General features: G+C 57.0%; 19 protein-coding genes. 5 read left to right on the top strand and 14 right to left on the bottom strand.

The features are described 5' to 3' along the window. Positions 1-10: 10 nt before the first annotated feature. From Y71_RS21335 to Y71_RS21315, 5 genes are read right to left on the bottom strand one after another with little or no spacing between them, the layout of a single operon-like run. Positions 11-706, bottom strand: a complete 696-nt coding sequence (locus tag Y71_RS21335) for an ABC transporter ATP-binding protein (protein ID WP_007373429.1) — start codon at positions 704-706, stop codon at positions 11-13. Further along, entirely contained in the window at positions 699-1,481 is a 783-nt protein-coding gene (locus Y71_RS21330; RefSeq protein ID WP_007373430.1) for an ABC transporter ATP-binding protein, read from the bottom strand. The genes Y71_RS21335 and Y71_RS21330 overlap by 8 nt, the downstream gene beginning before the upstream one ends. Next, a complete protein-coding gene (locus Y71_RS21325; RefSeq protein ID WP_007373431.1) occupies positions 1,468-2,514 on the bottom strand; it encodes a branched-chain amino acid ABC transporter permease in 1,047 nt (348 codons plus the stop codon). Before Y71_RS21325 ends, Y71_RS21330 begins: the two co-directional genes overlap by 14 nt. After that, positions 2,514-3,413 carry a branched-chain amino acid ABC transporter permease gene (locus Y71_RS21320; protein ID WP_007373432.1) on the bottom strand — a complete coding sequence of 300 codons (900 nt, stop codon included), beginning with the start codon at positions 3,411-3,413 and terminating at the stop codon, positions 2,514-2,516. The genes Y71_RS21325 and Y71_RS21320 overlap by 1 nt, the downstream gene beginning before the upstream one ends. Before the next feature lie 32 nt (positions 3,414-3,445). Further along, positions 3,446-4,582 carry an ABC transporter substrate-binding protein gene (locus Y71_RS21315; RefSeq protein WP_007373433.1) on the bottom strand — a complete coding sequence of 379 codons (1,137 nt, stop codon included), beginning with the start codon at positions 4,580-4,582 and terminating at the stop codon, positions 3,446-3,448. A 554-nt stretch (positions 4,583-5,136) separates the two neighbouring features. On the opposite strand from Y71_RS21315, the gene dgcN reads away from it, so the two are divergent. The 3 genes from dgcN to Y71_RS21300 are packed head-to-tail and all read left to right on the top strand — an operon-like array spanning position 5,137 to position 7,984. Beyond that, positions 5,137-6,138, top strand: coding sequence for an N-acetyltransferase DgcN (gene dgcN / locus Y71_RS21310; RefSeq protein ID WP_007373437.1), 1,002 nt, complete (start codon positions 5,137-5,139; stop codon positions 6,136-6,138). Then, complete coding sequence (dgcA, locus tag Y71_RS21305; protein WP_007373438.1) at positions 6,138-7,115, top strand: N-acetyl-D-Glu racemase DgcA; 978 nt, start codon at positions 6,138-6,140, stop codon at positions 7,113-7,115. The genes dgcN and dgcA overlap by 1 nt, the downstream gene beginning before the upstream one ends. Before the next feature lie 23 nt (positions 7,116-7,138). Next, positions 7,139-7,984, top strand: coding sequence for a D-amino-acid transaminase (locus Y71_RS21300; RefSeq protein ID WP_007373439.1), 846 nt, complete (start codon positions 7,139-7,141; stop codon positions 7,982-7,984). A gap of 127 nt (positions 7,985-8,111) precedes the next feature. On the opposite strand, the gene Y71_RS21295 is transcribed toward Y71_RS21300, so the two are convergent. The 9 genes from Y71_RS21295 to ampH form a co-directional block, all read right to left on the bottom strand. Then, the gene (locus Y71_RS21295) at positions 8,112-8,939 is read right to left on the bottom strand and encodes a glycosyltransferase family 8 protein (RefSeq protein WP_007373440.1); all 828 of its coding nucleotides are present in this window, start codon (positions 8,937-8,939) and stop codon (positions 8,112-8,114) included. After that, the gene (locus Y71_RS21290; protein WP_007373441.1) at positions 8,936-10,318 is read right to left on the bottom strand and encodes a D-arabinono-1,4-lactone oxidase; all 1,383 of its coding nucleotides are present in this window, start codon (positions 10,316-10,318) and stop codon (positions 8,936-8,938) included. Before Y71_RS21290 ends, Y71_RS21295 begins: the two co-directional genes overlap by 4 nt. Positions 10,319-10,430: 112 nt before the next feature. Then, complete coding sequence (locus tag Y71_RS21285) at positions 10,431-11,387, bottom strand: D-2-hydroxyacid dehydrogenase (protein WP_007373442.1); 957 nt, start codon at positions 11,385-11,387, stop codon at positions 10,431-10,433. A gap of 156 nt (positions 11,388-11,543) precedes the next feature. Then, a complete protein-coding gene (gene eutC / locus Y71_RS21280; protein WP_007373443.1) occupies positions 11,544-12,323 on the bottom strand; it encodes an ethanolamine ammonia-lyase subunit EutC in 780 nt (259 codons plus the stop codon). Further along, positions 12,320-13,708 carry an ethanolamine ammonia-lyase subunit EutB gene (locus Y71_RS21275; RefSeq protein ID WP_007373444.1) on the bottom strand — a complete coding sequence of 463 codons (1,389 nt, stop codon included), beginning with the start codon at positions 13,706-13,708 and terminating at the stop codon, positions 12,320-12,322. Before Y71_RS21275 ends, eutC begins: the two co-directional genes overlap by 4 nt. A 9-nt stretch (positions 13,709-13,717) precedes the next feature. Beyond that, positions 13,718-15,094, bottom strand: a complete 1,377-nt coding sequence (gene eat, locus Y71_RS21270; protein ID WP_007373445.1) for an ethanolamine permease — start codon at positions 15,092-15,094, stop codon at positions 13,718-13,720. 724 nt (positions 15,095-15,818) lie between these two features. Then, positions 15,819-17,537, bottom strand: coding sequence for a bifunctional ornithine lipid synthase OlsF (olsF, locus tag Y71_RS21265; RefSeq protein WP_007373447.1), 1,719 nt, complete (start codon positions 17,535-17,537; stop codon positions 15,819-15,821). Positions 17,538-17,694: 157 nt separating this feature from the next. Beyond that, positions 17,695-18,666, bottom strand: coding sequence for a porphobilinogen synthase (gene hemB, locus Y71_RS21260; RefSeq protein WP_007373448.1), 972 nt, complete (start codon positions 18,664-18,666; stop codon positions 17,695-17,697). 120 nt (positions 18,667-18,786) lie between these two features. Further along, entirely contained in the window at positions 18,787-19,944 is a 1,158-nt protein-coding gene (gene ampH, locus Y71_RS21255; RefSeq protein ID WP_007373449.1) for a D-alanyl-D-alanine-carboxypeptidase/endopeptidase AmpH, read from the bottom strand. A gap of 191 nt (positions 19,945-20,135) precedes the next feature. On the opposite strand from ampH, the gene Y71_RS21250 reads away from it, so the two are divergent. Both Y71_RS21250 and sbmA read left to right on the top strand, forming a co-directional pair. Continuing rightward, positions 20,136-20,669, top strand: a complete 534-nt coding sequence (locus tag Y71_RS21250; protein ID WP_007373450.1) for an isochorismatase family protein — start codon at positions 20,136-20,138, stop codon at positions 20,667-20,669. A gap of 133 nt (positions 20,670-20,802) precedes the next feature. Continuing rightward, positions 20,803-22,023, top strand: a complete 1,221-nt coding sequence (sbmA, locus tag Y71_RS21245; RefSeq protein WP_007373451.1) for a peptide antibiotic transporter SbmA — start codon at positions 20,803-20,805, stop codon at positions 22,021-22,023. The last annotated feature ends 12 nt before the right edge of the window (positions 22,024-22,035 follow it).

The following is a 22,035-nucleotide window of genomic DNA, read 5'->3' as shown; positions in this document are numbered from 1 at the left end:
CGAATAGAGTTTACCCGCCGAGATACATCTTTTTCACTTCCGGGTTGGCGAGCACCTCCTGCGCCGCGCCGGAAAGTACAATCTTGCCATTCTCCAGCACATAAGCGCGATCGGCGATGGTCAGCGCCGCGGTGGCGTTTTGCTCTACCAGCAGAATGGTGATGTTCTCTTCGCGCAACTGACGGATGGTGGTAAACAGCTCACCCACCACTTTCGGAGCCAGACCGAGGCTTGGCTCATCCAGCATCAACAACACCGGCTCACTCATCAATGCGCGGGCGATCGCCAGCATCTGCTGCTCACCGCCGCTCATGGTGCCCGCCATCTGTTTACGCCGCTCCTTCAGGCGCGGGAACAGGGTAAACATGCGGTCCCGCAGGCGGGTGAAGTTTGCGAGGTTGTTATACGCCCCCATGCGCAGGTTTTCTTCGATGGTCAGGTTAGTGAAGATTTTGCGGCCTTCCGGCACCAGCGCCAGCCCTTTACGCACGATATGGTGCGTCTGGCTGCGCGAGATATCCTCATTGAGGAAATTTACCGTCCCGGTTGAGCGCACCAGGTTGATGATGCCGTTCAGCGTCGAGGTTTTTCCCGCGCCGTTGCTGCCAATCAGCGTCACAATTTCGCGGTCGTTGATCTCAATATCGATGCCTTTCAGCCCCTGAATGACGCCATAAAATACCTTTAACTCGCGGGCGCTAAGCATAACGTACCTCCCCCAGGTAGGCGGAGATCACCTCCGGATGTTGGATCGCCTCAGACATCAGCCCGCTAAACAGCGGTTTGCCATACTCCAGCACCATTACCCGTTCGCACAATGCGTTGACGAAAGGCATGTCATGTTCAATGAGCAGCACGCTCAGTTGATAATCCTTGCGCATGCGGAAAATCAGCCCGGCCAGATCTTCCGTCTCTTTCGGGTTCATCCCGGCGGCGGGCTCATCCAGCAACAGCAGTTGCGGCGCCGTTGCCAGCGCGCGGGCAATCTCCACTTTACGCTGGTTGCCGTAACTCAAATTGGTGGCCTGCAAATCGGCGTACTCGGCAATGCCGATATACTCCAGCAGTTCCATCGCTTTTGCCCGCGCGGCGCGTTCAGCCGGGAAGTAGCGGCCAATATGCAACGCCGCTTCCAGCAGCGAATAGCGGCTGGCGTGATCCAGCCCGACCATCACGTTTTCCAGCACCGTCATGGAGTTAAACAGGCGGATATTCTGGAAGGTTCGCGCAATACCGGCATTCACTACCTGGTTGGGCTTCAGCCCTTTGATCGATTTCCCCGCCAGCGTCACGCTGCCGCTGGTTGGTTTGTAGTTCGCAGTGATGACGTTAAACAGCGTGGTTTTCCCTGCGCCATTGGGGCCGATAAGGCCGAAAATCTCCGCTTCATCGACATGAAAACTGACGTTATCGATGGCCCGCAACCCGCCGAACTGCATCACAATATCCTCGACTTGCAGGATGACGTTATTTGCTGTCATGACGGCTCCTTCTGCGCAACTGCCACAGCTCTTTTTTCCCCAGCAACCCTTCACGGGCGAACAACATAATCAGCAACAGCAGCAGTGAGAAGACCACCATCCGCAGCCCCGGATAAGAGCCAAGATCGTGACCGAACAGCGACAGCGGCTGGTCAAGGAAACGCAGCCATTCGCCGCTACCGACCACCACAATGGTGCCCAGTAGCGCGCCAGTGGTGCTGCCCAGACCGCCAAGCACAATAATGATCAGCAACTGGAAGGTGAGCATAAAATCGAACAACCCCGGCGAGATCGTCGTCAGCAGCGAGGCCAGCAGGCCGCCGCCAATCCCTTCAAAAAAAGCGCTGGTGGCGAACGCGCAGGTTTTAATGCGGAAGGTATTGATGCCCATCGCAATCGCCGCATCTTCATCGTCGCGAATCGCCTTCATCATGCGACCGTACTTCGACCACACCAGTTGCAGGATCATCCCGGTTGCCGCCAGCGCGAACAGGCCGCACCAGAACAGCAGATGCGGCTGCTGGGGAATATCGTTCAGCCCAATCGCGCCGTTGGTGATTTGCGGGTTGTTAATGGCGAGGATCTTGATAATAAAACCGAAGCCAAGCGTGACAATCGCCAGATAGTCGCCGCGCACGCGGAAGACCGGAAACGCCAGACACACCGCCAGCACGGCCGCGCACACGCCGCTGATTAACAGCGCGGGCAGGAAGCTGGCGTGCAGCACCATAATAAACGGGCTGGGCGCCGCCATTTCGAACATATCCATTTTGCTGTCGCTGGAGAGAATAAACAGCGCGGTGACATATGCGCCAACGGCGACAAATCCGTTAGGCTCCAGCGAAAGCTGGCCGGTGACGCCGTTAATCAGGTTGTAGCTGACAGCGAGGATCATAAAGACAAAAACGGTGCTGATTACCCGCACAATGTAGTCGTTAAACAGCAGGTTAATCCCTGCCAGTAGCGCAATGGTGATAAGAATAATCAGCAGGTTACGCCCCTGCGCGGCAAGCGTCGTGGTCGGGTTCAACATCAGAAACGGCTCCTTTCCAGGCGTTCGTCACCCATGATGCCTACCGGGCGGAACAGCAAGACCAGAATCAAAAACATGAAAGCGAACGCGTCCTTATAGCCGCCAAGCTCGGGGAAAATGGCGACCGCGACCACTTCGGTAAAGCCGAGAATAAAGCCGCCGAGCACCGCGCCAGTGACGCTGCCAATACCGCCAAGCACCGCTGCCGCAAAGGCTTTCAGGCCAATTAGCACGCCCATTAACGGGTCAATGGTTGGGTAGCTGATGGAGTAAAACACGCCACCCAGCGCTGCGAGGCTGCTGCCGAGGGCAAACACCAGCGAGATAATGCGGTTCGCGTCGATGCCCATCAGCCGCACGGTATTAACGTCAAACGCCACTGCGCGGATCGCCATACCATAACGGGTGCGATAGAGCAGCCAGAGGATCGCCAGCAACAGCAGCACGGTGATCACCGGCACGATCCACGCCACGTTGGTAATGATGATGTGGCCGAAGGTCAGCGTTTTGTTGAAGTAGTCCGGCGCGGAGAAGAAGCGCGAACTGCCGCCAAACAGCACGTTGAACAGGTTTTCGAGAAAAAAACTGACGCCGATGGCGGTGATCAGCATCGAAATTTTCGATGCCTGACGCAGCGGGCGATAGGCGACCCGGTCAATGAACATGCCCAGCAGGCCGCACAAACCGAGGGTCAGAAAAATGGCTACCCCAAAGGGTAGCCCAATCGAGGAAAACAGAAACAGGGTGGCAAATGCGCCGACCATCATCACATCCGCGTGCGCGAAGTTGATCAGGCGCAGAACCCCGTAAACCATGGTGTAGCCGATAGCGATCAGGGCGTACATGCCGCCCAGACTCATGCCGTTGACTACCTGCTGGAGAAAAATGGCGCCATCCATTAAAAAACCTCTTATTAACAGCCGGTTACTGCTTACGGATTAACTACGGTTTTAAAGGCGAGCTGGCCATCTTTCACTTCGTTGATCACCGCACTGCGTACCGCATCGCCATCTTTCAGCGTCAGCGTACCGGTCACACCCTGGAAGTCTTTGGTGGCGCGGATTTTCTCGTTAACACAGACGCGATCGCGCGGGTTATTACACTGGTTCATGGCGTTGACGATCACGTTGTACGCATCGGCCGCCATCGCACCCCAGGTGTGGGTCGGGGTTTTGAACTTCTCTTCCCAGGCTTTGATAAAGGCTTCGCCAGCGGGCGTCTGCTCTTTGGCGTTCGGTGAGTAGTAATCGGTGGTCATATAGCCGTTGACCGCATCTTTACCCACTTCGAAAAATACCGGGTCCGCCGCCAGGCCATCGCCGCCCACGACCGGTTTGTTGAGACCGAGCTGTTTCGCCTGCACGGCAATCAGCGCGCCTTCGGTGTAGTAAATCGGCATGTAGATCATGTCGACGTTTTTCGCTTTCACGCTGGAGAGTTGCGCTTTGAAATCTTTGCTGCCCGATGGCGCCTGCACTTCGATAGGAATGGTGCCGCCGTTTTTCAGGAACTGGGTACGGAAGGCTTTCGCCAGGCCAACCGAGTAGTCGTTGCTGCTGTCAAACACGATGGCGGCGGTTTTGGCTTTCAGATCGCGGGATGCCAGGTTCGCGCCGACCACGCCCTGGAAGCTGTCCGAGAAGCAGACGCGGCTGACATACGGATGGTTGCGGGTAACACGATCGTTCGTTGCCGTCGAAGAGACCAGCGGCGTTTTAGTGTCGTCGGCGATTTTCACCATCGCCAGCGTATTCGAAGAGGTCACTTCACCGATCACGGCATCCACTTTATCGCTGGACACCAGGCGCTGCATGGCGTTCGCCGCTTCGACTTTGTCACTCTTATCGTCGATGACGATAAGTTTAATGGTATCGCCGTTTTTCAGCGTCGGGGTGATGCTCTGAATCAGATCCAGACCTTTTTGTGAAGGCTGACCATAGCCGCTCAGCGCGCCGCTCAGCGGCAACACCACACCGATTTTAATTTCTTCTGCCAGTGCACTGTGTGCGCCCGCCAGGCCGGAAATCAGTACGGCCATTAAAGAGACTTTCCCACCAAAACTCTTCATTGTTACCTCACGTCCGTCAGTTGATTGTTTATGTTTAACCATCAATTAATGCGCAACACTGGAATAACGAAGCGGCCGGAATACAGGAATTAACGGCCTGATGCTTTTGATTTATCGCATTTATTTAATAAAGGATTTGCCTGTTAATAACGATTTCACCATACATCCATTAATTAGATTTTTCTCATCCATTCTTCTTATAGATTTACCCGCCGTGATAGCACTGTTTTGGTTGCCTAAAATAGTGCAGGTGCGCCGTTGTGGTGCATGAATAAATAAGTGAGGTAGCGCGCAAAATATTTTCATGCCTGCGCTGTCTGCAATCGCCTTGTTTAAAGATAAAAATATTTTCAGTTGTTTTTTACAAACTCTTTGGCAGCATAAAAAACTGGATAATTGTAATAAATATGGTAATTAAGGCCTGCATTGGCGGTGGTTGACAATAATAAAACCCTTGTTATTCTGCATTGGCAGTCAGTTTATTATTCCATTTTTCAGAAATGTTATTTCTGCGTTAATTATTTTATTCAGTCTTATCCTGAGGGGGATAAATAATGAATATTCAAAAACCCTATCTGCTTTTTTTAGGTGATGCGCACGATCAACTGGCGGCGAAAGTCGCGGAAGGAATTAAACAATGGCACCCGGAATATTGTGTCGGGCAATACCGTATGGCGAACTGTCATGCCAATTGTCAGTTGCCGGATATGGATATTGACGCAGCGGTAAAAGCGGGAGCAAAAACGCTGGTAGTCGGCGTCGCTAACCGCGGTGGTATTATTTCAAAAGAGTGGATTTCCATCCTCAGCCATGCGTTGGAAAGTGGGTTGGATCTGGCGGCGGGCCTGCATAATAAACTGGCTGATGTCCCGGAATTGAAGGCGCTGGCCGACCGTCTTGGCCGCTCGCTGTTTGATGTTCGCCACCCGACTCAGCAATATCCTGTCGCCAGCGGGCGTAAACGCAGCGGCAAACGTCTGCTGCCGGTTGGTACGGACTGCTCCTGCGGCAAGATGTACACGGCGCTGGCGATTGAAAAAGAGATCCTCGCCCGTGGCGGCAAAGCCACCTTCCGCGCAACCGGGCAGACCGGCATTCTGATTAGCGGCAGCGGCATCAGCGTAGATGCGGTTGTCTCGGACTTCGTCTCCGGCGCGGTGGAAACCCTCGCCCCGGATAACGACGCCGATCACTGGGATATCATCGAAGGGCAGGGCTCGCTGTTTCACCCTTCCTTTGCCGGAGTGACCACCGGGCTTATCCACGGCGCGCAGCCGGATGCGCTGGTGCTGTGCCACGAACCGACCCGCACACATATGCGCGGCGTTGACTATCCTGTACCGGATATTCTCGATTGCATGGCACTGAACCTGAAAATGGCACAACTGACGAACCCGAAAGCGAAATTTATCGGCATTTCCGTCAATACCTCGGCGCTGGATAAGGCAGAGGCGATTGCGCTGATGTCCTCCCTGCAGCAGCGCACCGGGCTGCCGGTGGTTGATCCGTTCCGTCAGGGCGTTGGCGCGCTGGTAGACGCGTTGGCGACGCTGTAATGGAACTCTCGGTAGCGCATGAGCGCTGGCCGCTGCGCCAGGCATTTACGATCTCGCGCGGCAGCCGTACGGCGGCCGATGTGGTGTCGGTAACATTGCAGGCGCAGGGCATTACCGGGCGCGGCGAATGCCTGCCTTACGCCCGCTACGGCGAAACTGTTGAGAGCGTGATGGCGCAGATTGAGGCGCTGCGCGGCGAGCTCGCTGCCGGAATGAGCCGCGAGCAGTTGCAGCAGCGGCTACCGGCTGGCGCGGCGCGCAATGCGCTGGACTGCGCCTTCTGGGACTGGCAGTGCAAACGCAGCGGGCAGAGCATCTGGCAACTGACCGGCAGCGGAACGCCGCACCATCTGCAAACGGCCTATACGCTGTCGCTGGATACGCCAGCGAAGATGCAGCAGGCGGCGCGGGAAAACGCCTGGCGTCCCTTGCTGAAACTGAAGCTGGCCGATGAGCAGGATATCGCCCGTGTGACGGCGGTGCGTGAAGGCGCACCGCAGGCGCGGTTGATCGTCGATGCCAACGAAGGCTGGAACGAGAGTATCTATTTACAGCAGGCGACGGCGCTGGCGGCGCTTGGCGTCTCGCTAATCGAGCAGCCGCTTGCGGCGGGGCATGACGCCGTACTGGCGCAGTTGCCGCATCCGGTGCCGCTGTGCGCCGATGAATCCTGCCATGATTCCGCCACGCTGGCGCAACTGGTGGGGCGTTATGAGTTTATCAATATCAAGCTCGACAAGACCGGCGGCCTGACCGAAGCGTTGCGCGTGCGGGCACAGGCACAGCAGCTTGGGCTGCAAATCATGGTGGGTTGCATGGTGGCGACGTCGTTGTCGATGGCGCCCGCCGTGGTTGTCGCGCAGCAGGCCAGCGTTGTTGATCTCGACGGGCCGCTGCTGCTGGCGGACGATCGCCCGCACGGGCTGCATTATGATGGCAGCGAACTTTTTCCACCGACAGCGGCTCTGTGGGGCTGATGGCGAAGCGTAAGGAGAGAATAATGTCACGCACAGTGTATGTGAATGGCGAATACCTGCCGGAAGCGGCGGCGAAAGTATCGATCTTTGATCGCGGTTTTTTGTTTGCCGATGCCGTGTATGAAGTGACCGCCGTGGTGAATGGCAAGCTGGTGGATTTTGCCGGGCATTATGCGCGGCTGGTGCGCTCCTGCGGCGAGCTGGGGTTAACGCTGGCAGTGGATGAAAACGGCCTGCGCGAGATCCACCAGCGGCTGATTGTCGAAAATGCGTTGCAGGAAGGGGGCATTTACCTGCAACTGACGCGCGGTAACGCAGGCGATCGGGATTTCCATTTTCCGCCTGCCAGTACACCGCCGACGCTGGTGTTATTCACCCAGGCGCGCGCGGTGGTGGATCATCCGGCGGCCAGCAAAGGCATCCGTGTGGTGACCTGCCCGGATATTCGCTGGCAGCGCCGGGATATCAAAACCGTGCAGTTGCTGGCACCCTGTCTGGCAAAAGCCTTTGCCGAAGCGCAGGGCGCCGACGACGCTTTTCTGGTGGAAAACGGCTATATCACCGAGGGAAGTTCCTGTAACTGCTATATCGTGCAGGACGATAACACCGTGGTGACCCGCCCGCTGAGCAACAGCATTCTGCACGGCATCACCCGCAAAGCGCTGGTGAAGCTGGCCGAGGAGCACGGCGTGACGATCGAGGAACGGCTGTTCACTCCGGAAGAGGCGCGTAACGCCCGTGAAGTGTTTATCAGCTCGGCCACCACGTTTGTCTGGCCGGTGATTGCCGTTGACGGGCAGACCATCGGCGACGGTAAACCGGGGCCGATCACCCAGCTTTTGCGGCGGATCTATTTGCAAATGCTGTGAGGTTTTAGCGCCATCCACCGGATGGCGCTGCGCTTATCCGGCCTGGGAAAGAGTGCTGATTTTGCCTCTGCGTAGGCGGTAAGGCGCAGCCGCCACCGGGCACAACAACCCACCCCAGGTCGGTGATTTACGCGTATTCCCACCACAACTTATGTAATTCGTACCACTTATCTCCCGGCTGTGGCGTCTTCTCCCACGGTTTATCAATGATGTAATGAATATTCTTCACCCGTGCGAGATCCCACATTTGCGGATGCTGGAGCGCCAGAGTTTTTAACGCGTTATAGCCGTAATGCAACGGCTGCCAGCGATCGCGGAACACCTCGTTGAGGAAATCCTGCTCGGCAAAAACGTACGCTGAGATATCGGCTTTCTCCGCCAGCCGCTGCATCATCTGCTGATACATCGCCTCGTCCGGCGTCAGCACCAGAAAACCGCCGTTGAGGTAGTTATCCAGCGACGCGGGCGGATGGCCGTGCATCCCGGGATCATCACACCAGCTGTAATAGCAGTTTTCCGGCCGCCAGCTTTCCGGATAACTGGCAATGCGCTGGGGATTACAGCGACAGGCATGACAGGCAGCAATGGTGCCTGCGGCGAGTGGCAGCGAAAACACCTCATCCATGTTGTTAATCACCAGCATATCGGCATCAAGAAAGGCCACCCGCTGATATTCCGTCAACCGCCACACCGCCAGCTTGCTCCACACCTCGGCAAAACGTTCATTGGCATAGCGGTGCGCCAGCGCCGGGTCCGGGCCTGTGACCGGGACTTCCTGCACCCGGCAGCCCCGCGTTTGCAGATGCTGGCGCATTTTGTCATCAATCGCAGGCGTCACCATGACCACCAGCGGCCACGGCGAGCCGCTGGCGCGCAGCGAGCGCTGCAACGTCTCCACGCCGCGCAGATAATCAGGCTGCGTCAGCAGCGTCACCCAGGCAAATGCGCCGCTCATGCCAGTAGCTCCGTCATAAAGGCGTTGAGAAATTTCCCCTGCGGATCGAGCTGCTGGCGAACTGCCTGAAACGCCGACCACTGCGGATACAGCGTGGGCCAGTCGTACAGTGTTGGGTCGTAATATTTTCCCCAGTGCGGCTTACTGCCTTCTTCCGCCAGCATCCGTTCGGCGGCACGCAGAAATTCCAGCCCCTCTTCAGAGAGTGAGCCGTCGGCGGCGTAATAGACTACAAAACCGAAAAAACAGGTCGGTTCCTGCCACGCCGGGCTGAGCCAGGCCTGTGAAGGTCCGGTGCAGCGCAAAATAATCGGGTAGTGCATATGCGGGTGCGAGCGTTCATGCCACGCCTTAATCCGCGCTATTACCGCCGGAGCGCGCGCCATGGGAATGCTGATTTCAATATTGATTTGCGGCGTGGCAATCCCCCGGCAAAAAACCTGGTAAATGTCGCCAATCACATCGGTGAAATCTTTAAAGCGCGTGACGGTGCGAAACGGTTTGCCGTTGTCATCGACAATCTGTGTGTCGTCGCGCATCTGTTCCAGCGTTTTATCGACGGTCGCGTTCATCTTTGTGTCCGTCCTTTCCATCTCGACCAGATCGCCGTGATTGTCGTGCCAGCGCGCCTGCTCTTCGGCGGTGGCTTCGCGGGACTTCCACGCATGAACTTTATTTTCATCCGGGAACCACCATGCTTTGCTGAACGCCCATTCTGCGTTCCAGTCGTTCAGATCTTGCGCCAGCGTATCGGCAGGGCTGGCGCTTTTGAAACAGGTAAAAAGGGTGAAAGGGCGGGTACGCAGTGTGACGGCGCTGATGGCGCCGAGCGTGCCCAGACCAAGCTGTGCTGCGCCAAACCAGCGATGCTGGCGATCGATCTCATGCACGTTGCCTGTGGCATCAACCAGCCGGATACGTAGCGCTTCATCCGCCAGCGAGCTTTGCTGCATTCCCTGGCCGTGCGTGCCAGTGGAGATCGCGCCCGCCAGCGTCTGCGCATCAATCACGCCCGGCGAGGCGGCCAGCATGCGGTTCATCGAGGTCAGTGTTTCAAACATCTCATGCAACGGCGTTCCCGCGCCAAAGGTCACACTGTCGTTGTCCACTTCCAGCACGCCCCGCAGGCGAGAAAGATCGATAAGCCGATCTTCCGGGCCGCTAAGCGCCAGCATTCTGCCCGGCGACATCCGGTTGCCGATAAAGCGAATTTTGCCCGCAGCGGTGGCGATCATCTCCTGCAATTGCGCTTCGTTCTCCGGCGTTTGCAGGGCATTTTCTGCCGCCAGCGTGGCGTTTTTCGCCCAGTTGAGAATCGCCGGATCGCTTGGGTCCGGGTGAGGCAGTCGGCGCGGAAACAGGGTCTGCGTGGCAATCATTGGCGGCTCCTTGCTGAATCAGGGGGATTAACCAAGCGTAGCCCATCAGACAATAGTGTGAAGCAGATCGCGCCTGGTTGTTCGCTCAAGCGATCAAACGGGCGCCGATCGCTTAATCCACCCGGTTTTGCGGTTGTCCGGTAATAAACGCAGCGACGTTTTCCACGGTTGTCGCAAGAATGCGCCCGCGCGCTTCCACCGATGCCCAGGCAATATGCGGGGTGATCAGGCAGTTTTTGGCGGACAGCAACGGGTTATCGGCAGCAGGCGGTTCGCTGGAGAGTACATCCACCGCCGCGCCGGCGACATGGCCTTCATTCAGCGCGGCAGCCAGATCCGCTTCATTCACCAGATCGCCGCGCGAGGCGTTCAGCAGCAGTACGCCGGGTTTCATTTTTTGCAGCGTGCTGTGGTTGATCATCCCTTTGGTGGCAGGCGTCAGCGGGCAATGCAGGCTGATGACATCAGCTTCAGCGTACAGTGTGTCGGGATCAACATACCGCACGTTACTGTTTTCCACCTTTTTCGCTGAACCCGTCGCGCAGGCCAGCACCGTCATCCCCATCGCCTGGGCGATAGCGCCCACCGCCTGGCCGATGCGGCCATAACCGATAATGCCGATCTTTTTGCCCGCCAGTTCAACCATCGGATTCAGCCAGTAACACCAGCTGTTACGCTGCTGCCAGCCACCGGCGCGAACATCCATACTGTGTTCGCTGACGCGGTTACACAGCGCCAGTAGCAGTGCGGTGGTGAATTGCGCCACTGTAGCGGTGCCGTAGGAGGGCACATTGGAGACGGCAATACCACGTAAACGCGCGGCACTCAGATCGATAATGTTATAGCCGGTGGCGGTGACGGCGATAAATTTCAGTGCCGGACACTGGCTGAACACCGTTTCGCCCAGCGCAACTTTGTTGGTGATGGCGACATCGGCGTTCGCCAGCCTTTCTGCCACTTGCTCCGGCGTGGAGTTGTCATATACCGCCACTTCGCCCAGTTGCTCCAGCCCCTGCCAGCTAAGATCGCCCGGATTAAGAATACCGCCATCTAACACGACAATTTTCATAGGTTACCCGTTTGGTTTTTTCATCACGCCATCAACTTAGACGATGTGCTGCCGGGGGGTAAGCACTTTTTTATGCCTGACAGGGACGAATGACGAAGGGGAAGGGCAGTGAGCGGTGGGAGAAAAGTGGCAACGCGGAACCGCATTGCCAACGGGTTAATTTGTTGCGCTAATCCGTGGCGTAACACGGCCATGCAGCGCCGGGTTATCACTCTCATCTTTCAGGTGCACGCCGGTCAGACGGCGCAAAAACGCCTGTTCCAGCAGCCACGCCAGTTTGAAGGCCGCCGCTTCGTAATTCAGCCCTTCCGGGCGAATGTTGGAGATGCAGTTGCGTTCCGACTCAATGCGCACGCGCTGCGGTTTCCAGGTGAGGTAGACGCCCAGGCTGTCCGGCGAGGACAAACCGGGCCGCTCGCCAATCAGAATGGCCACCGCTTTGCTGCCCAGCGTTTCGCCGATATCGTCGCCCAGCGCCACGCGTGACTGGTGCGCCAGCACAATCGGCCCAAGCGAAATCCCCAGCGTTTCAAGGTAGGGCAGCAGGGCGCGGATTAAGCCCACGGACTGGCGGTGTACCGCGTGCGATGACAAGCCATCGCCAATTACCAGCAGCAGATCGTGCGCGGGCGTACGGCTGGCGGCGAGATCGGCACGGCTCTCTTCGCTCAGCATGCGCCCCAGATCCGGGCGGTTGAGATAGATATGTCGGTCCGACGCTGCACTGTGCGCTTCCAGCGTGCTCAGCCCCAGTTCGTGGAGCTGGCTTGCCAGGCTGTCGCTATCGAAGGGTTGATGGATGGCGTCACGCGCCTGGGCGTGGGCAAGACCAAATTTCAGCACTTCGTTGGTTGGCAGGCTGGCGCCGCTGCGCCCCAGCGCAATGCGGGCGTCGGTGAATTCGCGCAGCAGGGACCAGGCATCAGGCGAGTTCATGCAGGCGCTCCTTGTGGTATCACGGTCAGTAACGGATGGTTTGCGCCGGTGAGGCGTAACTGGCCGTGGGTGTCGATAATCTGCATCCGCGTCAGCCAGTCGGCGAACTCCGGCGCGTGCTTCAGCCCCAGCAGGCGACGCGCGTAGAGCGCATCATGAAATGAGGTGCTCTGATAGTTGAGCATGATGTCATCTGCGCCCGGAACGCCAATCAGGAAGGTCAGGCCGGCGGTGCACAGCAGCGTCAGCAGCGTATCCATATCGTCCTGATCCGCTTCAGCATGATTGGTGTAACAGACGTCGCAGCCAATCGGCAGCCCCATCAGTTTGCCGCAGAAGTGATCCTCCAGCCCGGCGCGGATAATCTGTTTGCCGTCATACAGGTATTCCGGGCCGATAAACCCAACTACCGTGTTGACGAGCAGCGGTTTAAAGTGCCGCGCTACCGCATAGGCGCGCGCTTCACAGGTTTGCTGATCGACGCCATGATGGGCGTTCGCCGACAGGCAACTGCCCTGGCCGGTTTCGAAATACATCACGTTATCGCCCAGCGTGCCGCGTTTCAGCGAAAGCGCGGCCTCGTGCGCCTCCTGCAACAGCGCGAGGTTAATTCCAAAGCCGCTGTTTGCCGCTTCCGTACCGGCGACCGACTGAAATACCAGATCCACCGGCGCGCCGCGCTCAATCAGCTGTAACGTGTTGGTGACGTGCGTCAGCACGCAGGACTGTGTGGGAATGGCAAAACGGTCGATGATGTCCGCCATCATATGGTTCAGCTTTTGCAGCACCGGCAGGCTGTCGCTGGCCGGGTTGATTCCGACCACCGCATCGCCCGCGCCGTAAAGCAGGCCATCGAGCATGCTGGCGGCAATGCCTTTCAGATCGTCAGTCGGGTGGTTGGGTTGCAGGCGCACGCTGAGGTGGCCTGGCAAACCGATGGTGTTGCGAAAGCGGGTGATGACGCTGCATTTACTGGCGGCAAGGATCAAATCCTGGTTGCGCATCAGTTTGCTGACGGCGGCGGCCATTTCCGGGGTGATCGCCGGAGCAACCTGGCTCAGCAGCGCAGTGTCGGTGGTATCGGCCAGCAGCCAGTCACGAAATTCGCCCACCGTCAGATGGGCGATTAACGTAAAAGCGGCGCTGTCGTGCGTGTCGATGATGAGGCGCGTCACCTCATCTTTTTCATAGGGAACCAGCGGGTTGTCGAGGATCTCGCGCAGCGGTATATCGGCAAGGGCGATTTTTGCCGCCATGCGCTCTTCGGCTGATTGTGCCGCAACCCCGGCCAGTACATCCCCGGAACGTGCCGGGGAAGCTTTGGCCATGACCTCTTTCAGGCTGGCGAACTGCCATGTGCGGTGCGCCAGAGTGGTTTTATACATTGCGTCTCCTCAGGAGATAGCGCGCAGTTGCGGGTCCAGCGCGGCACGTTCACGCGCCGATGCGGTTTTACGAAACCACATATAACCGCCCAGCATCATCACGGCGAAAATCAGCGCCAGCAGGGTGTTGTACCAGACCATCGCCACCAGGCAGAGAACCGCCATGCCGAGCGCAAAAGCCGGCGCGTACGGGAACAACGGCGCTTTAAACGGACGCTCAAGTTCCGGCTCGCTACGGCGCAGCTTGAACAGCGCGGCCATGGAGATGATATACATAACAATAGCGCCAAAGACCGACATCGTCACAATGCAGGCGGTGAGCGGCATGCCGCTGATGGTGATCAGCGAATCGGAGAAGATCGCCGCAATCCCCACCACGCCACCGGCGAGGATCGCCAGAATCGGTGTACGGGTTTTACGGTTCAGGTTAGCCAGGCTGGCAGGCAGATAACCCGCGCGCGCCAGCGAGTAGATCTGGCGGGAGTAGCCCATAATAATGCCGTGGAACGAGGCGACCAGGCCAAACAGGCCGAGCCAGACCAGCATATGCAGCCAGCCGCTGCTGCTGCCGACCACCACTTTCATCGCCTGCGGCAGCGGATCGTTGATGTTCGACAGCGTGCGCCAGTCGCCAACACCGCCCGCAAGAACCATCACGCCAACCGCCAGCACCGTCAGCGTCAGAATGCCGCCGCCGAGCGCACGCGGAATGGTGCGTTTCGGATCTTTGGCTTCTTCTGCCGCCATTGATGCGCCTTCAATTGCCAGGAAGAACCAGATAGCAAACGGGATAGCCGCAAACATGCCCGGCAGCGCGAGGCCGCTGAAGCTTTCCGCGCCTGCCCAGCCGTTGGCGGTGAAGTTGCTCCACGAGAAACCCGGTGCAACCACGCCCATAAACACCAGCAGTTCGAAAATCGCCAGCAGGGTGACAATCAGCTCAAAGGTGGCGGCAATACCGACGCCCAGAATGTTAAGCACCATAAAGATGACGTACGCGCCGCAGGCCACCCATTTCGGATCGAGTGACGGGAACTGCACATTAAGGTAGGCGCCAATCGCCATGGCGATCGCCGGTGGTGCAAAGACGAACTCAATGAGCGTGGCAAACCCGGCGATAAACCCGCCGGTAGGCCCAAAGGCGCGGTAGGCGTAAGCGAAAGGCCCACCGGCATGCGGGATCGCGGTGGTCAGCTCGGTAAAGCTAAAAATAAAGGCGCAGTACATGGCGGCAATCGCCAGCGCGACAATCAGAAAGCCGAGCGTTCCGGCCTGCGACCAGCCGTAACTCCAGCCGAAGTATTCCCCTGAAATAACCAGTCCGACGGCAATGCCCCACAGGCGGAAGCTGCCGAGTGTTCTTTTTAGTGTTGTTTGTGTGTTCATTCTTTTTACTGCCTCGCCATTAATACAGTTGCAGGCAGAGTTGCAAAGTCAGTGCCAGAAAAAAGAAACCTTCTGGCTCATGGGGTTACAGGCAACACAGCGCTAAATGCACAATAAAAGTGCACCGCCGACGACCGAAAACGGGTGCAGATTGCCCTGCAATGGTGAAAGCGGAGGAAGAAACTTTCTAAGGTGAAATTGAGTGTCTCAGTGCGGACAGAAACAGCTGCTAACGCGGTTTTTGGAAATATAATAGGGAATAACTGGAAATTTAAATCCGATAATTCTTACGTCGCTTTGCGCGTTCGATGCTTTAATTAATACAAGGGCGCTACGTTTATTTGTTTATTTTCAAAATAAGTTAACACATTGATTTTATGGCGTTATTTGGCTCTTTTTTGTGAGCGGTTACACATATTAATCAGGTGAATGTCTGATGTTAAATATTCTTCTGGATAATAGATTGACCTGATTTTTTGCAGCCATTAATTTGGAAAAAAAAACAGTTTCAGGCAAATCCAGGAATATTTAACAAAGGAGGATATATATGGCCTGGCGACCGATTTTATATGTCATCCTGACGCATAATCCTCGTCTGAACAGCAGGCGGGCGCAGCTGCGGCTGGTGCAGGGTTGAATGTATGCGTGCCGGAAAAGGATTTCGCCTTCTCCGGCACGAAAGCCAGCGCTCAGGCCTGCGGCGCGTTACGCTTTTTAGTCACATTTAGCCCGCTTTTTGCTCCGGCAGATGCGCGGCGATATAACGCTCGTAGCGGTTTGCTTTCAGCCGCGTTAAATCCACCAGCACCAGACCATCGACACAGTTATTGAAGTCGGGATCGCAACCGAAGTCGATAAACTGCACGCCGCCCGGTTCACACAGTTCTGAGTACTGCTTGTAGAGCGGTGGAATGCCGCAACCAAGGTTGCCGAGCAGCGATTTCAGCCGGGTCAAATCTTCGGTGTAATCTTCACCGCTAAACTGGGCGAGCACGTCCGGCATCGTGGCGGGCCACGGCCGACGCGATGAGGCCAGAGGCCAGGTCGCCGGGAACCACAGGCGGTAGAACGCTACCAGCAGATCCCGCGCCGCTGGCGGCAGGCCGCCGGAGATAGAGACCGGGCCAAACAGATAACGGTATTGCGGGTAACGCGCCAGGTAAGCGCCAATGCCCGACCACAGATAATCCAGGCCGCGGCGTCCCCAGTAGCGCGGCTGAATAAAGCTGCGCCCCAGTTCGATGCCGTGACGCAGCACATCGGACATTCGATCGTCGTAATGGAACAGGCTGTAACTGTATAAGCCTTCCACCCCGCGCGCTTCAACCTGCAGTGACGTCGGCATAAAGCGGTATGCACCGACAATTTCCAGATCGGCCTCGTCCCACAGGATCAGGTGCAGGTAATCGTCGTCATATTTATCCGTATCACGACGTTTACCGCTGCCTTCACCCACCGCACGGAAGGCGACTTCGCGCAGCCGTCCCAGTTCGCGCAGTAGCGGCGCGTCTTCCTGCCCGTTGCGCTGCCAGAGATAAATGATTTTTCCGTCCGCGGTGCGGCCGAGGCACTCGGCATTATTAAGTTCGCGGCGCAGCGTGACGCGCTCTTCCGGGCGCGCAATGGCGCACTCGGTTTTAAAGGGGCCGGGGAGTCCTTTACCCAGACGCAACACATGCTGGCGACACTTATTGGCCAGTTCGCGCGGGGCGAGTTGCGGCGTATGCCAGCTATCCCAGGGAATGCGCTGGCCGATTTTGATCGGCAGGTTGCTGTCCCGGCGGCGAAACATCTGCTGCATAAGCAGCAGGAAGGGCAGCGTATCCGACACCATCGCGCTGGCATAGAACAGCGCGCTGTTACGCGCGTCGATCCAGGCGGGCAGCAGCGGTGCGCGAAACTTGCCCGCCAGTTTGATAAACCCGGCATGCCAGCTTTTATCGCGGATGCCTTTACGCGTCATGCGTGAGACTTCTCCCGCCGGGAAGAAGATCAGTACGCCGCCGCCCTGCAAATGGTTTTCCATCTGTTGCAGCGAGGATTTCCGCGTACGGCCGCCCATGTTATCCACCGGGATAAACAGCGAGCTGAGCGGTTCAAGGTGGGTCAACATGCGGTTAGTGACCACCTTTACATCGCGGCGTACGCGCGAAACGGCGTACATCAGCGCCATCCCGTCAAGCGTACCTGTCGGATGGTTAGCGATAATGACCAGTGGGCCTTGTTCGGGAATTTGTTCGAGGTCGTGAGCGGGAACGGTGCAGCGGATTTGTAGATGTTCAAACACTTGCTCCACCATATCCAGCCCTTTCAGGTGGGGATGGCTTGCGGCAAACTGCTGGAACTCCTGTTCGTAAAGCAGGCGCCGCAGCAGGTTTTTTTGCCAGGGCGCAGGTCTGGCCTGCGGCCAGAGATCCTCAAGTACGTTGTCGAGACTAAACATGGTGTTTTCTCCTCCCGTCTTGCCGATGACAGTAACGGGAGAAGATGACGTTTACATTTCATTACAATGAAGATATGACAACGGCAAGACGGCTGGATGACAGCAAAAGCGGTGCGGAAGGGATGTTTCTCTCCCCCGCAGGGGAGAGAAAGGCGGCTCAGAGAATGCCGCGTTCGGCGAGGTCGAGGGCGAAGTAGCTGAAGATCAGGTCTGCGCCCGCGCGTTTGATCGCGCCCAGGCTTTCCAGCACCACTTTGTCTTCATCAATTGCGCCCGCCAGTGCGGCGAATTTGATCATCGCGTATTCACCGCTTACCTGATAGGCGCCCAGCGGTAACTCGGTGCGTTCACGGATATCGCGCAGGATATCGAGGTACGCGCCAGCCGGTTTCACCATCAGGCAGTCTGCGCCTTCGGCCTGGTCGATCAGCGATTCACGGATTGCTTCGCGGCGGTTCATCGGGTTCATCTGGTAGGTTTTGCGATCGCCTTTCAGCGCCGTTCCTGCCGCTTCACGGAACGGGCCGTAGAACGAAGAGGCGAACTTGGTCGAATAGGACATGATGGCGGTATCGGTAAAGCCTGCTGCATCCAGCGCATGGCGAATCGCCTGCACCTGGCCGTCCATTGCTGCGGAAGGGGCGATAAAATCCGCGCCTGCGGCAGCGGCGGCGACGGCTTGTTTGCCGAGGTTAATCAGGGTCGCATCGTTATCGACACCGTGATCGCACAGCACGCCGCAATGGCCGTGGGAGGTGTATTCGCAGAAACAGGTATCGGACATCACGATCATCTCCGGCACCGTTTCTTTGCAGATGCGCGACATGCGCGCCACCAGGCCATCTTCGCGCCAGGTGTCGCTGCCGGTCTCATCAGTGTGGTGAGAGATGCCGAAGGTCATCACCGAGCGAATACCGGCTTTGGCGATACGCTCAATTTCGCGGGCGAGATACTTTTCCGGAATGCGCATCACGCCGGGCATCGCCTCAATGGCTTTGTAATCGTTTAACTCTTCTTCAACAAAGATCGGCAACACCAGGTCGTTTTTGCTCAGTGTTGTCTCTTCAAACATGGCGCGCAGGGCAGGTGATTTGCGCAGGCGGCGCGGGCGAGTAATTAAATCGGTCATGGTATGCCTGATGTTTGTGGAACAGATGGCGGCATTGTAGCCGAAAAGTAGAGGTTCTGTTTTACCAAAATCGCCGTTAAGGGCAGAGGCAAACGGCGAAACCGCCTGCCTCTGGCGTTATCAGGAGGCGGGGATCACCTGCGGCACGTTGCTGCTTAACGCACTGACCAGATCGTTAACGCCGTCGCTCATATTGACAAAGCGCGTCAGCGGTGAACGGGTGATGACAACAAAAACGCCGACATTATGCTGCGGCACCATCGCAATGTAGGTGATAAAGCCGCCGCCGCCGCCGGTTTTCTGAATGATCCCAGGGTGCCCCTCTTTTGGCGCCATATAGACCCAGCCGAGGCCGAGCGCATCGGCTTTGCCGGGCACATCCATACCGATCACCCGCGTTAACTGGTTGCGTGGGTAGATCAACGTTTGCATGCGATCCGCCTGGCTGTTGCGGGTGTAGAAATCCGATGACAGGAACTGCTGCATCCAGCGCATCATGTCTCCCGGCGTGGAGTAGACGCCGCCGCTGCCGATGGCGGCCAGCGTGTTATTGCACGGGCTGGCGCCTTTCTCGGCGATCATCAGGCGCTTGCACTGATCCGGCGATGGGGTAAAGGTGGTGTCTTTCATCCCCAGTGGGCGGGTGATCTGCTCTTCGAAAAGCTGCGGGTAAGGCTTGCCTGCCGCCTTCGACAATGCATCCGCCAGCAGATCAAAGGCCAGGTTTGAGTAAGCCGCCTGCGTACCCGGTGCGGCTTTCAGCGTGGCGGTTGAGAGCCAGCTCCAGCGCTGTTCGTACGTTGGCCAGACGAAAACGGGACGTCGCGCTGCGCCGCCGGGCTGTTCGCGCGGCAGGGCGCTGGTATGGGTCGCCAGGTTCACCAGCGTAATTGGCGTGCCCTGGTAGGTCGGTACGCGCGTGCCGGGAGGTGCATATTTACTTAACGGATCGTCGAGACGGACTTTGCCCTGATCGAGCATTTTCACCAGCATTTCACTGGTCATCAGCTTGGAGAGGGAAGCAATACGAATCACCGAATCGAGCTGCGGGCGAACGTTGCTGCCGGGGCGGGTTTCGCCGTAGCTTTTGAACACGCGCTGGTTGCCGTCAATCACCACCATCGCCATGCCGGTTGCGCCGCTACCGTAGTAAATATGGTTGGCGTAACGATCAACAATATCAGATGCAAATACCGGGTCAGGAGACTGAACAGCCGCCTGAGCGGAAGTCAGGCCCAGCGCGCAGAGCAGCGCAGAGAAAAGCAGACAACGTTTCAACGCAGGGATCCATAAATAAATGGGATAGATAGAGCGTATTTATACTACCTGGTGCGGTGTTGCAAAGACCCAAATAGCGGATTCTTTCCCCCTAATACGTAACGATGGGTAAAAATGGTTATTTTGCCGCCAGACCACGGCGTTCACCGGATGTGGTAATCTCCTTCTTTCCCACTGACAGGAGAGAGCAGATGGCAGGTAAACGGGTCGTGATGGTGGTGGATATGCAAAATGGCGTGTTCGCCACCGAACGTATTCAGCGTGCGCAGTGTGTCGCCCGCATTAACCAGTTAACGCAGGCCGCCGATACGGTGATTTTTATTCAGCATGCTGAAGCGGGCGGGCTGGAAGAGGGGAGCGAAGGTTTTGCGCTACTGCCGGAACTGCATCAACCTGCGAACGCTCTGTACGTCACCAAAACCGCCTGCGACGCGTTCTATAAAACGCAGCTTGAAGCGGTGCTGCGCGAGCACGATATCAACGCCTGGGTGATGTGTGGTTGTGCCACTGATTACTGCGTGGATACCACGCTGAAAAACGGTGCCAGCCGGGGCTATTCCATCACCATGGCGCAGGACGCCCATACCACCGCTAATCGCCCGGCTGCGCAGGCCACAACCCTGATCGATCACTACAACGAAGTGTGGCGCACGTTAACCGTTCCCGGCAACCCGGTGTATGTGAAACCGGTCGAAACAATTCTTCACGAATGGCAAGCGAACTAAGGGGTTACCCTCAGGTCTGATACAACGACACGGCGTCGCACTGCGCGGCGCTTTTTTATCACTGCGCTATACCCAGGGCAGAAATCCGCTACACAGCATCTTTGTAAATAATAAGAAGTAAGCAGGAGTACCAATGTTTAAATCTTTCTTTCCTAAGCCGACGCTGTTCTTTTTGTCGGCCTTTATTTGGGCGCTGATCGCTGTCGTATTCTGGCAGGCTGGCGGTGAGGGCTGGTTAATGCGCTTAACCGGCGCTTCGGCGGAAGTCCCGATCAGCGCAACGCGTTTCTGGTGCCCCAGCTTTTTACTTTTTTATGCTTATTATGCCGTTTGCGTCGGTCTGTTTGCGCTGTGCTGGTTTGTCGCCTCGCCGCACCGCTGGCAGTACTGGTCGGTACTTGGTACGGCATTGATCGTCTTTGTGACCTGGTTTTTGGTGGAGGTGAACGTTGCCATCAATGCCTGGTATCAGCCGTTTTTCGATTTGGTGCAAACCGCGCTCAGTGCGCCGAACAAGGTCAGTTTGAGCCAGCTTTATAGTGAGATTGGCGTCTTCTTGTGGATCGCGCTGATTGCCGTGACGGTGGCGGTGCTGAATAACTTTTTCGTTAGCCACTATGTGTTCCGCTGGCGTACGGCGATGAACGAATACTATATGGCGCACTGGGCGCATCTGCGCCATATCGAAGGGGCTGCGCAGCGTGTGCAGGAAGACACCATGCGTTTTGCCCAGACGCTGGAAGATATGGGCGTCAGCTTTATCAATGCGATTATGACGCTGATTGCGTTTTTGCCGGTGCTGGTGGCGCTGTCGCCACATGTGCAGGAGCTGCCGCTGGTGGGACATGTTCCTTACGGCCTGGTGATTGCGGGCGTGGGCTGGGCATTGTTCGGCACCCTGTTGCTGGCCTTAATCGGTATCAACCTGCCTGGATTACAATTTAAGAATCAGCGCGTTGAAGCTGCCTACCGTAAAGAGTTGGTCTACGGCGAAGATGATGCCTCGCGCGCACAACCGCCGACCGTTGCCGAACTGTTCAGCGCCGTGCGCCGCAACTATTTCCGCCTCTATTTTCACTACACCTATTTCAACATCGCCCGTATTCTCTATATGCAAGTGGATGTGGTTTTTGGTCTGATTATGCTGTTTCCGACTATTGCCGCGGGTGCGATTACGCTGGGTCTGATGCATCAGATTACCAACGTTTTCGATCAGGTCCGCAGCTCGTTCCAGTACTTGATCACCTCCTGGACGACGCTGGTGGAGCTGATGTCCATCTACAAACGTTTGCGCAGTTTTGAGTATGAACTGAACGGCCAGGAAATTGTGCCTGTGCCTCACCGTTTTGGTTAACACAAGGAACGT

The organism is Kosakonia radicincitans DSM 16656, from assembly GCF_000280495.2.
GTDB lineage: Bacteria > Pseudomonadota > Gammaproteobacteria > Enterobacterales > Enterobacteriaceae > Kosakonia > Kosakonia radicincitans.
Note: the sequence above shows the minus strand (reverse complement) of the source record. Positions and strands in the feature narration are given on the sequence as shown.